The 14,043-nt window shown below is 46.3% G+C and carries 13 protein-coding genes and 1 other annotated feature; of the genes, 10 read left to right on the top strand and 3 right to left on the bottom strand.

Annotated features, from left to right (window positions below):
• Nucleotides 1–2 precede the first annotated feature (2 nt).
• Nucleotides 3–521: a molybdopterin-guanine dinucleotide biosynthesis protein B gene (gene mobB, locus AB4Y93_RS05990; RefSeq protein WP_441889948.1), complete on the top strand. Its 519-nt coding sequence runs from the start codon at nucleotides 3–5 to the stop codon at nucleotides 519–521.
• A gap of 19 nt (nucleotides 522–540) precedes the next feature.
• Here mobB and AB4Y93_RS05995 read toward each other — a convergent pair whose 3' ends face one another.
• On the bottom strand, nucleotides 541–2,490 hold the full coding sequence (locus AB4Y93_RS05995) for an ATP-binding protein (RefSeq protein ID WP_441889952.1): 1,950 nt from the start codon (nucleotides 2,488–2,490) through the stop codon (nucleotides 541–543).
• A gap of 144 nt (nucleotides 2,491–2,634) precedes the next feature.
• Between AB4Y93_RS05995 and AB4Y93_RS06000 the strand changes: the two genes are divergently transcribed.
• Nucleotides 2,635–3,369, top strand: a complete 735-nt coding sequence (locus tag AB4Y93_RS06000; RefSeq protein WP_441889954.1) for an alpha/beta fold hydrolase — start codon at nucleotides 2,635–2,637, stop codon at nucleotides 3,367–3,369.
• Between the two features lie 168 nt (nucleotides 3,370–3,537).
• Complete coding sequence (locus tag AB4Y93_RS06005; protein ID WP_441889956.1) at nucleotides 3,538–4,950, top strand: arsenic transporter; 1,413 nt, start codon at nucleotides 3,538–3,540, stop codon at nucleotides 4,948–4,950.
• Nucleotides 4,951–5,020: 70 nt separating this feature from the next.
• Here AB4Y93_RS06005 and AB4Y93_RS06010 read toward each other — a convergent pair whose 3' ends face one another.
• Nucleotides 5,021–5,473 (bottom strand): RNA helicase, encoded by a 453-nt coding sequence (locus tag AB4Y93_RS06010; RefSeq protein ID WP_441889958.1) that lies wholly within the window; start codon nucleotides 5,471–5,473, stop codon nucleotides 5,021–5,023.
• A 132-nt stretch (nucleotides 5,474–5,605) separates the two neighbouring features.
• Between AB4Y93_RS06010 and AB4Y93_RS06015 the strand changes: the two genes are divergently transcribed.
• The 4 genes from AB4Y93_RS06015 (at nucleotide 5,606) to leuS (ending at nucleotide 10,431) form a co-directional block, all read left to right on the top strand.
• Nucleotides 5,606–5,932 (top strand): aminotransferase yhxA, encoded by a 327-nt coding sequence (locus AB4Y93_RS06015; RefSeq protein WP_441889960.1) that lies wholly within the window; start codon nucleotides 5,606–5,608, stop codon nucleotides 5,930–5,932.
• A 3-nt stretch (nucleotides 5,933–5,935) separates the two neighbouring features.
• Nucleotides 5,936–7,180, top strand: coding sequence for a glutathionylspermidine synthase family protein (locus tag AB4Y93_RS06020; RefSeq protein WP_441889962.1), 1,245 nt, complete (start codon nucleotides 5,936–5,938; stop codon nucleotides 7,178–7,180).
• A 13-nt stretch (nucleotides 7,181–7,193) separates the two neighbouring features.
• Nucleotides 7,194–7,637 (top strand): DUF350 domain-containing protein, encoded by a 444-nt coding sequence (locus AB4Y93_RS06025; RefSeq protein ID WP_441889964.1) that lies wholly within the window; start codon nucleotides 7,194–7,196, stop codon nucleotides 7,635–7,637.
• A gap of 61 nt (nucleotides 7,638–7,698) precedes the next feature.
• Nucleotides 7,699–7,913, top strand: a binding site (T-box leader).
• 85 nt (nucleotides 7,914–7,998) lie between these two features.
• Nucleotides 7,999–10,431 carry a leucine--tRNA ligase gene (gene leuS, locus AB4Y93_RS06030; protein ID WP_441889966.1) on the top strand — a complete coding sequence of 811 codons (2,433 nt, stop codon included), beginning with the start codon at nucleotides 7,999–8,001 and terminating at the stop codon, nucleotides 10,429–10,431.
• Nucleotides 10,432–10,477: 46 nt separating this feature from the next.
• Here the strand turns inward: leuS and comER are convergent, their stop codons facing one another.
• Nucleotides 10,478–11,317: a late competence protein ComER gene (comER, locus tag AB4Y93_RS06035; RefSeq protein WP_441889968.1), complete on the bottom strand. Its 840-nt coding sequence runs from the start codon at nucleotides 11,315–11,317 to the stop codon at nucleotides 10,478–10,480.
• A 106-nt stretch (nucleotides 11,318–11,423) separates the two neighbouring features.
• Between comER and AB4Y93_RS06040 the strand changes: the two genes are divergently transcribed.
• The 3 genes from AB4Y93_RS06040 (at nucleotide 11,424) to AB4Y93_RS06050 (ending at nucleotide 14,022) form a co-directional block, all read left to right on the top strand.
• Nucleotides 11,424–11,915: a ComEA family DNA-binding protein gene (locus tag AB4Y93_RS06040; RefSeq protein WP_441889970.1), complete on the top strand. Its 492-nt coding sequence runs from the start codon at nucleotides 11,424–11,426 to the stop codon at nucleotides 11,913–11,915.
• A 153-nt stretch (nucleotides 11,916–12,068) separates the two neighbouring features.
• Nucleotides 12,069–13,373 carry a homocysteine synthase gene (locus AB4Y93_RS06045; RefSeq protein WP_441889972.1) on the top strand — a complete coding sequence of 435 codons (1,305 nt, stop codon included), beginning with the start codon at nucleotides 12,069–12,071 and terminating at the stop codon, nucleotides 13,371–13,373.
• A gap of 118 nt (nucleotides 13,374–13,491) precedes the next feature.
• Nucleotides 13,492–14,022, top strand: a complete 531-nt coding sequence (locus AB4Y93_RS06050) for a deoxycytidylate deaminase (protein WP_441889974.1) — start codon at nucleotides 13,492–13,494, stop codon at nucleotides 14,020–14,022.
• Nucleotides 14,023–14,043: the final 21 nt, after the last annotated feature.

Below are 14,043 nucleotides of genomic sequence, written 5' to 3' on the forward strand. Positions count from 1 at the left end.
TATTGGCAGCTGCCGTCTATCAAATTACGGGTTACAAAAATACAGGCAAAACAACCCTAATGTGCCGACTGATCGATTATTTGTCCTCTCGCAATAGGAAGGTTGCAACGATTAAACATGACGGTCATCAATTTGAGGCGGAGCCTGCTGGAGTAGATACAGCAAGACACCGTGCATCTGGCGCTGTATGGTCAGCCATTACTTCAGGTGAGCGGACCGCTATTGTAAAAGAAAGATCATCCTCACTGGAAGAATTGATCGCGGAAGCGCCACATGATGCATTTGTTCTGGTTGAAGGTTTTAAAATGGAATCATACCCTAAGCTTGTAATCGTCAGGCGGGAAGAGGATGAACGGTTATTAGCGGAGTTGTCAGGTGTTACGGCAGTAGTCACCTGGCCGGGATATAGGTTGCAGGACAGCTGTATTCCTGCAGGAGCAGTACTTATAGAGATAAATGATATAGATCGGATAGGAGATCATATAGAGCAAGTAGGCAAAGAGGCAGTCCTAAGAAATTAGGACCGCCTCTTTACTTCTTTTATTCTGTTTTTAACGGTACAGGGCTTTCGCTTGCAGGCAGCTGGATAATCGCCTCCGTTCCGATACCTTTTGTGCTGCTGAAACGAATCGTACCTTTCATAGCCTCAATAATGCGGAACGTAACCATCAGCCCGAGACCGGTCCCTTTGGATTTGCTCGAGAAATAGGGCTCTCCAAGCTTGTCCAGTTTTTCCGGATCGATGCCTTCGCCATTATCTGTGATACGAATGATGATCTTGCTTTCATCCTTTCTCGCATGAACGGTTACCGAGCCATCATCCTTCGCGATCGCTTCAAGACTGTTTTTGATTATATTGATAATGGCTTGTTTGAATTTCTCAGCACTGCCCATGACGTATAGGTCTGATTCAGTTAAAAGAAGATCAAGCCGTGCGCTTTGCATGGCGGCAAGAGGGGTTAAAATATCTTGAATTTGATACAGCTCTTCTGAAATATTCAACGTCTTGACGTCTTCCAGCTCTGGTTTGGCGAAGGTCAGGAATTCGGTAATAATACTGGATGCGCGGTCCAGCTCCTGTACGGCCACTTTCAGAAACTGGCGGTCTTTATCTACAGCTTTCTCTCCAACCAATTGGATGAAGCCTCGTGTAACCTGCAGCGGATTACGAATCTCATGGGCAATGGAGGCAGCCAGATGGCTGATCAGCTCCATTTTCTCCGAGCGTTGAATTTCCCTATTGAACAGCTCCTGTTCTTGGGAATATTTCACTAACCGATCGTGGTCCCGAGAGAATTGTCTTCCCATTACTGCAATCAGTGATAGCAAGAAGGCTAGTAAACCCCATTTCCAGTAAATTAGGTGATACGTTTCGTCTTGAAAATAATTGATGATTTCAGTGATCGAAATAATGGAAAAGATGGAATAGCCAACGGAGATCAAGATGGCATCACGATTTCCTTTCCATGCGTACCAGATCGCATGAATGGTCAAGATGACAAACTGTATGGATACACAAACCGTAAGAGGCACAACTTGAAGCAGACTTATGCTGATGGCAGGGACGATGGTTTTGCCAAGCGCCCAAAGTACAATCACAATGACTGTAACCGGCATCAATGCGATTCTAAATTTCCTCAACAGGCCATAAATACCCTGGCCAAGAACATTCTCGAAGAAGACAGCGACAGCAGGGGTAAGTAAAAACAACGCTAAATCAAATAAGGCAAGAAACGGCTCTCCATGCGCTTGGAAATGATGGTATAACGCCGGTGAGTAAGCAAGAATAATCTCGCCTAGGCAGAGAATGATGAGACAAAGAGACATCCATAGCACGATCTGCTCACGCTTCAAAAAGAACAGGCAAGTCATCATGATTAAAGCGATGAACATAAAAGAACTGCCAAAGATTAATTCGATTAAACCATATCTCTCGTATTCAGGCTGCATCTGAAAATAATCGCCAACAATAATTTCGGGTTCTAATGACTGCCGTTCATCGGATAAACGAAGCAAAACAATCAGTTTGCTTTTATCGGCCAGTTTGCTATTATCGGCCGCATTCTCTAGCGGAAGAAGCATATAATTCACATCGTAGCTATAGGTTCGTTCAATCTGATAAATGGGAGTGGGCTGCTGTTCGAACGATACGCTTACTGCGGTACCATAGACACGTTTAAGCCATATACCTGGCGTATTCCATTCTATGGTAGGGAGCGATATCCGAAGCACCAGTGCATCGGCGTTGTTAACACGCTTAGGCATCGGGTGATTACTGTCGGCATGCTGCCAATTATTCGGACTGGCATCTGCTGCCCATGCTGAGGAGAATGCCTCTTCTTTCGGAGGATTTAACCATTGATATTCCCATTCCTCTATGCTTGTACTATTCGGTTTCAGTTCTGTTTTGTCAGAAACCTGTTGAATCTGGTAAACGGAGCAAATAATTAATAGAACAATGCCCGATACCAACAATAAAGTTGATCTCATCTCAGTCACCTTCAACCCAAACTTTTGTCATCATTTACCATACTTGTTAATCTAACAAAATGCAATATATACCAACAAAATGCGTATCAAATTTAGGGATAGAATGGTATAATAAAGCCATTTTTCGACGTCAGGGGGGATCCTATGATTAAGGAGCATTATGCTTCTAATGGTGAGGTGCAGATTCATTATTATGATTCAGGAGAACAGAGTGACGCGAAGCTGCTTCCGCTTGTGATCTGCCCTGGATTATCTGAAACGGCAGAGGAGTACCTGGATCTTGTGCAGACAGTAGTACCTAGAAGGAGTATCGTCTTATCTTTCCGGGGCAGAGGGAAAAGTGATACGCCTGAGAATGGTTATGATCTGGCCAATCACATAGCTGATCTTGAAGCCGTTGTGAAACATGCTGGTGTGACATCCTATCATCTATTCGCTTATTCTCGAGGTGTCTCGTATGCCTTGGGCTATACGCAGCTGCATGAAGAGCATGTCCGTTCTTTAATGATTGGAGATTACCTGGCTGAACATCGAGCGATGACTGCTGATTGGGCGGTTGATTATACTAATAATTACTTAATTCCTTATAAACGTACGGAAAATATACGGGAAACAGCGGTATGGGGGATTCATCGCGATTCTTCTCAAATCCAGTTTGATCATCCACTGCATATTCCGGTGTTGGTTGCCAGGGGGCAATTAGAAGATTCGTTGGTAACCGATTCGGATCTGGACCATTATAAACAGCTTTGCTCTAAGTTAACTGTGATGGAGTACGCAAGAACCGGGCATGCTCTGAAAGGCGAAGATAAAGATCAATTATATGGAGATATTATTGGCTTCTTAAGTACCGTGGATGAGGGAGGAAAGACGAGCTAAAAGATTTAAGCTAACGCTTACGAGGTAAGAGTCATCATGAACAGCCATCCGTTTATTTGGGTGATCATTCTTTTTAGGAGGAAATTTTGTTAATGCTTTAGCGGTATAAAACCTGCTATAGTACAGGATGGTAACCATATTGATACGAATTAAAGCGGGGATCTAACAGTGGCAATTATTGCAGTTATCATTTTTCTTCTTACTTTAGCTTTTGTGATTTGGCAGCCCAAAGGGCTGGGAATTGGCTGGTCTGCTGCTGGCGGAGCTATTCTGGCCTTAATGTTTGGAGTCGTCAGCTTTGCTGATGTTGGAACAGTAACCGGCATTGTGTGGAACGCAACGATAGCGTTTGTTGCCATAATCTTAAATTCACTTATTCTTGATGCGATCGGTTTCTTTGAATGGGCAGCCCTTCATATGGCACGGCTCGCCAAAGGCAACGGGAAGCGGATGTTTATTTACGTGATTGTGCTTGGTGCTGCTGTATCAGCCTTTTTCGCCAATGACGGTGCTGCACTAATCCTGACACCAATCGTTCTAGCCATGGTGCGGGCGCTTAAGTTTGATTACAAAATGATCTTGCCGTTTATTATGGCAGGTGGTTTTATTTCGGATACAACTTCGCTGCCGCTCATTGTAAGTAATCTTGTCAACATCGTATCGGCTGATTACTTTGGAGTAGGCTTTGTAGAGTATGCGAGCAGGATGATTGTCCCTAACTTGTTCGCACTTGGGGCGAGTTTGCTAGTGCTGTATCTGTTCTATCGGAAAAGCATTCCTGCAAACTATGACGTTCGTGAACTGAAGGAGCCAAGGGAAGCCATTAAGGATCATCGATTATTTCGTTTATCCTGGATTCTCTTGACGATTCTGCTGCTTGCTTACCTGGCCAGCCAATTCATCCAAGTACCCGTATCCATTATTACAGGTGTCATCTCCATATTCTTTCTTGTCGCGGCGAGGCGGAGCAGCGCTATTCAGACGAAGAAGGTCGTCAAGGAAGCGCCGTGGGCAGTCGTTATTTTCTCCATTGGCATGTATGTCGTTGTATATGGCCTTCGTAATGCAGGATTAACGGATACACTTGGCGATGTTATTCAAGTGATTGCAGATCAAGGCTTGTTTGTGTCAACGGTTGGAATGGGCTTCCTTGCTGCCATCCTATCGTCCGTTATGAACAATATGCCAACGGTCATGATTGATGCTTTGGCGATTAAAGGAACGGCAACAGCTGGAGCGATTAGAGAGTCACTTGTGTATGCGAACGTGATTGGGTGTAATCTAGGACCTAAGATGACACCAATCGGCTCACTTGCCACCTTATTATGGCTGCATGTTCTTGCGAAAAAAGATGTGAAGATTTCATGGGGAGCATATATGAAAGCAGGCTTTGTTTTAACCGTTCCGACCTTGTTTATTACATTGGCGGGGCTGTATGCCTGGCTTGAATATATCCATTCCTACAGCGTATATGCAGGCTTTGGAATCGTTGCGCTGATTCTTGCGGTTGCGGTAATCATTACAATCTTATACAAGTTGAACTCCGGCAAAAAGCAAAAAACAGAGAAGCAGATTGCATAGACCAATCTGCGCGACAAACGAAGACCCACTTCCGATGAAGAAGTGGGTCTGTTCTTTTATTCATATGTTATTATTCGGGCTCATCCATTCCACGTACATAAATCACGTAGCAGCCCCGATCCTCATCGATCTCGGTGGAGGTGGTGAACATTAGGCCATAGCCCGGGATATCTACGATGTCCTTCAGCAAATACCGGATGACATCATAATGATTTGGGCTTTGAATCTCAGTCAGCTTACGCCCGCGTTCGTTAGGCTTGCGGAACTCGATGTAAATGCCACGGCCACGGTAATTCACTTCATCTGCATACTTCTCATTGAAACCACGCTTCTTAACGATTAGCATTTCTTCTTTTTCTTGCATCTCATTAGAAGTTAGTTCGTATTGAATACCATTGGAAATCAGATAAGTACATAGCTGCCTCGCATACATTTCGTCGATTCCGACATTTGCGGATTGGTATTCCATCAGCGGTTCATATTGATGAAGTCCAAGGTCGATAAAATAAGTTAATTTGTTCATCTCAATCACTCCGTATTAAAAATGATTTTATTATCATACCATCATTTTATGGAAACATTAACTTTCTTTCCTACCAATCTTTCGAATATGTTATAACTTTATAGGAACTATTAAGCTATGGAGGAAACTAGTATGAATTTAACGCAAAAAGCAATGCTTGGCGTTTCCGCTGTAGCCATGGCTACAGCGCTCACTGGCTGCGGTCAGTCGACCAGCTACCCACGGACTGCACAGCCTACAGACAGTCAATGCAAGGACTGGGAGTGGGACAGCTCGCAAGGGGTCTATCAATGCGATGATTCCAGCTCTTCCTACTATCGTCATTACTATTATGGAAATAGTTACTATTCATCCCGTTCTGCACTGCAGAAAAACAGCTCTTATTCCACTTATAAATCCAGCATCTCAAGCAAAACGAGCTCCGGGTTTGGTAAAGGAAGCTCGATTAGCGGAGGTTAGCGAGTGAATGAATTTGCTAAGGCAAGAAAAGCCTTCTACGACCAGATTGACGATTATTGGGCGGATTTATACGGAGAAGAATATTCTCTGTATGATTTCTATTCCCTTACGAAAGAAGAAGTCCAAAAGATTCGGGAATCGACGAACCGGATTGGCCATATTTTTTTCAAGACAGCAGCTTTGCTTCGTACCGTAGATGACGACACTTTATTATGTCTTGGTTTCCCAAGAGAAACGTTAACCTACATTAGAACAAGCAGCCTGTCTGTCGAGAGTGTAATTGCCAGATTAGATTTGGTCAGATCGGGCGATACGTTCAAATGTATGGAGATTAATTCAGATACACCAACCTTTATCAAAGAACTGCATGATGTGAATGGCCGTGTCTGTGAAGCATTTGATCAGCATAATCCGAATGAAGGGTACAAGAAGCAGCTGGCGCTTGCTGTAGAAAAAGCGATTGTTGAGAGCTTTGAATACCTTGGCACTACTAAAGAAGCCCCGTATGTGGTGTTCACTGCACATGGAGACAATGTGGAGGATGCCCATACAGCAGCTTATTTAAAAAGTCTTATCCGTATTCCGTCCAGCTTTGTACCGCTAGACCAGTTGCAAATTATCCGGGGTGAGGGTCTCTTTGATCAGGAAGGCCGAATAATCGATGTGCTGTACCGTCAAACCTTTCCTATAGAACAACTGATCGAGGACGAGGATGAAGCGGGGAATCCGATTGGGATTTGGCTGCTGGAATTGATTGAGCAGAATAAAGTAGCGGTGGTCAATCCGCCTTCCGCGTTCCTGCTGCAGTCGAAGGCCGATCTTGCTATCATCTGGGGACTACATGAAGAGGGCAGTCTATTTTTCACTGCTGAAGAACATCTATGGATCGAAGAGCATTTTCTCCCAACCTATCTTGAACCGGATACCTTTCTTAAGCGGCAGATGAAGTATGTGATGAAGCCTGCTTTTGGCCGGGAGGGGGATACGGTTAAAATTTTTGACGGCAACGGCACTTTAGCGGCAGAAGATAGTCATAACTCCTATATGGATTATCTTCAGGTGTATCAGGAATACGTAGAGCTGCCAACTACGGCCTTTCAGACGGAAAAAGGGTTACGCCAGGGCTCATATATGTTCGGTTGCTTCCTAATTGGCGGAAAAGCTGGTGCCATTGGTATTCGGATAGGCAATCAAATTACAGACAATTTATCGTATTTTTTGCCGGTAGGCATAAATAAATCTTTGTAGGGAGCTAATCGGAATGGACAATAATTTATATGTAGATTTCCTTATTTATTCTTTAGTAGGCTTTGCGATTATGATTGTAGGTCTTCTCTTATTTGAATTGACGACCAAGAATAAAGAATTCGCTCTTATTTTCAATGGTAATGTTGCAGCGGCGCTTTCACTCGGCGGCAGACTAGCTGGACTTGCAATCGTCGTACGTGCAGCGGCTGAGAACTCCGTATCGCTCTCGGATATGCTGCTGTGGGGTGTAATTGGGATCGTCGCGCTTGTTATTTTGTATTATGTGACAGAGTTTATTACGTACCTGTTCGGCAAAGCGCTTAAGGTAAACGTGACGATCTTCAAAGCGATTGAGCAAAACAATATTGCAGTAGGTATTCTTATTCTGCTTATCTCTTGCAGCGTTGGCATGATTATAGCGGGCTGCTTGACTTATGAACCTGATTTGATTGGGTAGGAGTCTTCTTGACACATGGCTAACTTAATATTATAATCGGGGCTAACCATGTTTTAATATATTTATGGCGTTGAAGAGGAACAGTAGTGTCGCGGGGCAAGGCTTAGAGAGCCGGCGGTTGGTGCAAGCCGGACCTGCAGCGATATGAATCTCGCCTTGGAGCCTTGCGTGAGAACGCAACGATTAGCCTGCGTTAAGGGCAATAAGTGAGCGGAAGGCAAAGAATGCCGGCCGTTAACTAGGGTGGTACCACGGGAATAATCTCTCGTCCCTAGCGATAATACGCTGGGGGCGGGAGTTTTTTTATGTCTGATGATGCGTTGCTTCTTGGAGCACCGCACACATTTAGGAGGATATGATCATGAGTCAGGAATTTCACGGTTACAACCCGCTGACGGTAGAACCGAAATGGCAGAAATATTGGGATGAGAACAAATCGTTCGCAACAACGGAAGATCCGGGTAAGAAAAAATTCTATGCCCTTGACATGTTCCCTTACCCATCCGGCGCAGGCCTTCACGTAGGTCATCCGGAAGGCTACACAGCTACGGATATTGTATCCCGTTACAAACGGATGCGCGGCTACAACGTTCTGCATCCAATGGGATGGGACGCTTTCGGCTTGCCGGCTGAGCAATACGCTTTGCAAACAGGACGCCATCCGCGTGAGATTACGGTTGAGAACATTAACAACTTCCGCCGTCAGATCAAATCGCTCGGCTTCTCGTATGACTGGGACCGCGAATTCAGCACAACAGATCCGGATTATTACAAGTGGACACAATGGATTTTCATCCAATTGTATAACAAAGGTCTTGCTTATGTGGCAGAGGTTCCCGTTAACTGGTGTCCGGCACTTGGTACGGTACTGGCTAACGAAGAGGTTATTGACGGCCTGAGCGAACGCGGCGGCCATCCAGTTATCCGCAAGCCAATGCGTCAATGGATGCTGAAAATTACAGAATATGCAGAACGTTTGCTTGAAGATCTGGAAGAGCTCGACTGGTCGGAAAGCATTAAAGATATGCAGCGCAACTGGATCGGCAAATCGACAGGTGCTGAAGTGACTTTCGCGATTGATGGTCACGATGCTTCGCTGGTTGTATTCACAACTCGCCCAGATACGTTGTTTGGTGCAACTTATTGCGTTCTTGCTCCTGAGCATGAATTGGTTGCTCAAATTACAACAACGGATCAAGCGGCTGCAGTTGAAGCTTACAAAGAAGCAGCAGCACGTAAGAGCGACCTCGAACGTACTGACCTTGCGAAGGACAAAACAGGCGTATTTACAGGCGCTTATGCAATCAACCCAGTTAACGGCGAGAAGACACCAATCTGGATTGCAGATTATGTACTTGCCGGTTACGGAACAGGTGCAATTATGGCGGTACCAGGCCATGATACACGCGACTGGGAGTTTGCAAAACAATTTGATCTGCCAATCGTTGAGGTTGTCCAAGGCGGTGACGTAACGAAAGAAGCTTATGCAGGCGACGGCCCTCACGTAAACTCTGATTTCTTGAATGGCTTGAACAATGAAGACGGCATTAAAGCAATGATTGAGCACCTGGATGCTTCGGGTAAAGGTCAAGGTAAAGTGACTTACCGCCTGCGCGACTGGCTGTTCAGCCGTCAGCGTTACTGGGGTGAGCCTATTCCAATTCTTCACCTGGAAGACGGCACAATGAAGCCGGTTCCGGTAGATCAACTGCCACTTGTATTGCCTGATGTAGAAGCGATTAAACCATCCGGCACAGGCGAGTCACCACTTGCGAATGTTACCGATTGGGTGAATACGGTTGATCCGGAGACAGGCATGAAAGCTCGTCGTGAGACAAACACGATGCCGCAATGGGCGGGAAGCTGCTGGTATTACCTGCGCTTTATCGATCCGAAGAACGAGAACGAAATTTCTTCGCCAGAGAAGCAAAAGGAATGGCTGCCGGTTGACCTGTACATCGGCGGAGCTGAGCATGCGGTGCTTCACCTCTTGTACGCTCGTTTCTGGCATAAAGTACTCTACGATCTTGGCGTCGTGAATACAAAAGAACCTTTCCACAAGCTGGTTAACCAAGGTATGATTCTTGGTACCAACAACGAGAAAATGTCCAAATCACGCGGCAATGTGATTAACCCGGACGATATCGTTGGCGAGTTCGGTGCTGATACACTTCGTATGTACGAAATGTTCATGGGACCTTTGGAAGCAACCAAACCATGGAACACAAACGGCGTAGAAGGCACTTATCGCTTCCTGAGCCGCGTATGGCGCTTGTTCATCAGTGATGACGGCAGCGTAACAGCGAAAATCTCGGATGGCGAGACGACTAAGGCGTTCAAGCAAACTTGGCACCGTACAATCAAGAAAGTAACGGATGACTTCGAGAACCTGCGCTTTAATACGGCGATCAGCCAATTGATGATTTTCGTCAACGAAGCTTATAAAACAGATGTTCTGCCGCTTGAAGCGATGAAGAACTTCCTGCAAATGCTGTCACCGCTTGCTCCGCATATTACGGAAGAGCTGTGGGAGAAGCTTGGCGGTACCGAGTCGATCACTTACGCTGAATGGCCGTCCTATGAAGAAGCTTTGACAGTTGATGACGAAGTTGAGATCGTTGTACAAGTAAACGGTAAAATTATCGAGCGCGTATCCATTGCTGCTAACACGGATGAAGCAGAGATGGAACGGATCGCCAAAGACATGGATAAAGTGAAAGAACTGATAGAAGGCAAAACGATCAGGAAGCTGATCGTTGTTAAGGGCAAGCTCGTCAACATTGTGGCCAACTAAATAGCAGATAAAAGAAGAGGTGAGCGGTCCAGCAGCACGAATTGTGCTACTGTCCGTTCACCTCTTTCCCGTAGAAATCATCGGTTATTTTTGCTACGTCTTCATCGAACTTTTGATGGGTCGTACGGATCAGCCGGTTAAAGGTGCCGTCAAGTTCACGGCTCAGCAGCTTGAGTGCTTTAGCGGTTATTCCTCCGGGAACGGCAACTTTGCGCTGAACATCCTCCGGCGATAGTCCGCCTTCGGTTAAGAGCAGCCCTGTACCGAGCAGCATCTCACTTGCTACCTTTACCGCATCCTCACGGGCAATGCCAGTCTCGCATACGGCAGCATCAACAAATTGCTCTACTAGATAGGCGAAAAAAGCAGGTCCGCAGCTGGACAGGTCCGAGACGATCCGGGTGTAAGGCTCCTCAATCGGAAGCGGTTCGCTTATGAATGCAAGCAGATCTTCAATTGTGCGTTGATCCTCTTCATTTATACGTGAGCCATATATACACAAGGTAGCTCCGCTCCAGACGAGGTTGGTGACACTTGGAATGACCTTTGCAATTTTGCAAGGTAATAACTCTTCCAAATGCGCGATAAGGACCGGACTTGTAATAGATATTAGAAGCTGCTCTGGCTGCAAGACCGGCAGCAGCTCATCGATTACATGTTTATATTCATGCGGTTTGACACATAAAAACAAGATATCACTTGCACTTGCGGTGCTTGCATTCGAACGCTCGGCTCTCATTCCGGGATATCGCTCGGCAAGCGCCTGCGCTTTGGCGTATGTGCGGTTGCTGATAACGATCTGACACGGGTCGAGTGCTCCCGATGCGACGAATGCTTCGATCAGCAGGCTTCCCATCGCGCCCGTCCCGATGAATCCGACATTCATGCTCAGCCCTCCCAACAGTTTTGCTCTTTTAACCTATTCCGTAAGACTTGCCACATATGACATGAAATTGCTAAAAATCCCTTTTTACGAAGAAAGGAGCGTTATTTTGGTTAGTCATCCCTATAGACGTCGCACAAATAAAAATGTACGGCAGCTGATTGTTCCTTTATTGCTTATAAGTATTGCTGTTGGATTATTAGTTGCTGCCTTCGCCCAGCCGAAGCAGAAGGTACAAGATGATTGGACACAGTTAAACAGAGAAGTAGATAGTGCGTTGCAGACGCAAGCAGAAGTGGAAGTGGAAAAGCAAGTGGTGGTGCCTGAGAAGGTTAAGAGCGATGTGCCGGAAGCAAATAGTCCATCAGCTAAACAAACGGAGACTACATTGGACACTTCTGCTGGTAAGCTGGACATTAACCGGGCAACGGCTGAACAGCTTGATTCTCTCAAAGGAATTGGACCAGCTAAAGCACAGGCGATATTGGCAGACCGTGAACAGAATGGACCTTTTCAATCCGTAGATGATCTATTAAGAGTGAAGGGGATCGGCAGCAAATTGCTGGCAGGTATAAAAGATAGCATTGTCGCTGCGCCTTGAGTATGAGAAAATGGGACAAGGTGCAGGGAGCTATTCCCAGCCCAAAGACCATTTCAGGCAGTAAGCCCGATACTAATGGACTACCATATACCGAGCCGCTTGCTTTGAAGTGGTTGAAGCATGTCCATCCTATAATCCAAGGAGTTGCTGCACATGACGAATCAAGATCAGAACAAGCGATCACTCGACACATTGGCTGTCCACGGGGGCCAGGAAATTGACCCTACTACTTTTGCCAGAGCCGTTCCGATTTACCAGACGACCTCGTACGGTTTCCGCGATACGGACCATGCGGCTAACCTGTTCTCCCTGCAGGAATTTGGCAACATTTATACACGTTTAATGAACCCGACAACGGATGTGCTTGAGAAACGTGTAGCTGAGCTCGAAGGAGCGCCAGCGGCACTTGCTGTTGCGTCCGGACAAGCTGCTATTACGTATTCCATTATGAATATTGCCGGTGCAGGTGATGAGATTGTTTCCGCTACAAGCTTGTACGGCGGTACGTATAATTTGTTCTCGACAACCTTGCCGAAGCTTGGCATTCATGTGAGCTTTGTGGATCCGTCAAATCCTGAGAATTTCCGTGCAGCGATTACGGATCGGACAAAGGCTTTGTACGCGGAAACGTTGGGTAACCCGAAAGGTGATGTGCTCGATATTGAAGCTGTAGCTGCAATTGCACATGAACATGGCATTCCGCTGATCGTGGATAATACATTCCCAAGTCCTTACTTGCTTCGCCCAATTGAGCATGGCGCTGATATCGTTGTACATTCGGCAACCAAATTTATTGGTGGTCATGGTACATCCATTGGCGGCGTTATCGTAGACGGTGGCCAATTCGATTGGAAAGCCAGCGGCAAATTCCCGGGCCTTACGGAGCCGGATCCAAGTTATAATGGCATAGTATACACGGATGCGGTTGGTCCAATTGCCTATATTATTAAAGCACGGGTGCAGCTGCTTCGGGATATGGGTGCAGCTTTGTCGCCTTTCAACTCATTCCTGCTGCTCCAAGGGCTTGAAACGCTGCATTTACGGATGGAACGGCATAGCTCTAACGCCTTAAAAGTCGCGCAATTCCTGGAAACACATGAAGCCGTAGAATGGGTCAGCTACCCGGGTCTGGAAAGTCATCCTTCGTATAAGCTGGCTCAGAAATATATGCCTGACGGCCAAGGCGCAATCTTGACCTTTGGCATTAAAGGCGGAGTTGAAGCGGGCAAGAAAGTCATTAATTCCGTGAAGTTGTTCTCGCATTTGGCAAACGTAGGCGATTCGAAGTCGCTTATTATTCACCCGGCAAGTACAACGCATCAACAGTTATCTGCAGAAGAGCAGGAAGCGGCAGGCGTTAGCTCCGGTCTGATCAGGCTGTCGATCGGTACAGAAGGAATTCGGGATATTTTGTCCGACCTCGATCAAGCGCTGCGCGGAAGCCAATTGAACTCATAAATTAGTCTTATCATGATAGATACCTTATACAACTAGAAAGAGACAGAGCCGGCGATCGCCCCAAGAGGAGGCTTTTCGCCGGAAGCTGTCCGTGCAAAAGGAAAAGGAGCTGGACATAATGTCAGAAGTACAAGATGCGTCACGTAAAGACTGGGACACGTATTTTATGGATATAGCTTATATGGTATCAACACGCTCGCGTTGTCCTCGCCGTCATGTGGGCTCGGTGCTGGTGCAGGGCAAGAAGCTGCTTGGTACTGCTTATAACGGTGCTCCAATGGGTGTACAGGACTGCTCAGAGGCAGGCTGTATGATTGCAGAGGAATGGGAAACGAAGCTTGGTGTTGACGGTAAGGAGCAGATGGTAAAAAAACAGCGCTGCATTCGCACCATTCATGCGGAGCAAAACTTATTGCTGTTCACAGATCGGGCAGACCGGGAAGGGTCTACTGTATATGTAACGGATCAGCCTTGCTGGACCTGTGCCAATATGCTGGCGAACAGCGGTGTGAAGGAAATTGTGTTTCACCGCGGCTATCCGAAGGATAGTGATAAGGTCAGCCTGCTTATGAAGCAAAAAGGGATCGTGTTCCGTTCGCTCACCGATTATGAGCCGCCGCCGCAGGCGAGTATGAAAGTCATATCCTAACTGAATAAGCGAATGGGGAAG

The organism is Paenibacillus sp. YAF4_2 (genome assembly GCF_052113225.1).
Classification (GTDB): Bacteria; Bacillota; Bacilli; order Paenibacillales; family Paenibacillaceae; genus Pristimantibacillus.

Bases quoted from the DNA above. Each gene is read 5' to 3' on its own strand.
- AB4Y93_RS06050 (WP_441889974.1), top strand. From the start codon at position 13,492: ATGTCAGAAGTACAAGATGCGTCACGTAAAGACTGGGACACGTATTTT.
- AB4Y93_RS06025 (WP_441889964.1), top strand. From the start codon at position 7,194: ATGGACAATAATTTATATGTAGATTTCCTTATTTATTCTTTAGTAGGC.
- AB4Y93_RS05995 (WP_441889952.1), bottom strand. From the start codon at position 2,490: ATGAGATCAACTTTATTGTTGGTATCGGGCATTGTTCTATTAATTATT.
- comER (WP_441889968.1), bottom strand. From the start codon at position 11,317: ATGAATGTCGGATTCATCGGGACGGGCGCGATGGGAAGCCTGCTGATC.
- AB4Y93_RS06010 (WP_441889958.1), bottom strand. From the start codon at position 5,473: ATGAACAAATTAACTTATTTTATCGACCTTGGACTTCATCAATATGAA.
- AB4Y93_RS06000 (WP_441889954.1), top strand. From the start codon at position 2,635: ATGATTAAGGAGCATTATGCTTCTAATGGTGAGGTGCAGATTCATTAT.
- AB4Y93_RS06045 (WP_441889972.1), top strand. From the start codon at position 12,069: ATGACGAATCAAGATCAGAACAAGCGATCACTCGACACATTGGCTGTC.
- leuS (WP_441889966.1), top strand. From the start codon at position 7,999: ATGAGTCAGGAATTTCACGGTTACAACCCGCTGACGGTAGAACCGAAA.
- AB4Y93_RS06015 (WP_441889960.1), top strand. From the start codon at position 5,606: ATGAATTTAACGCAAAAAGCAATGCTTGGCGTTTCCGCTGTAGCCATG.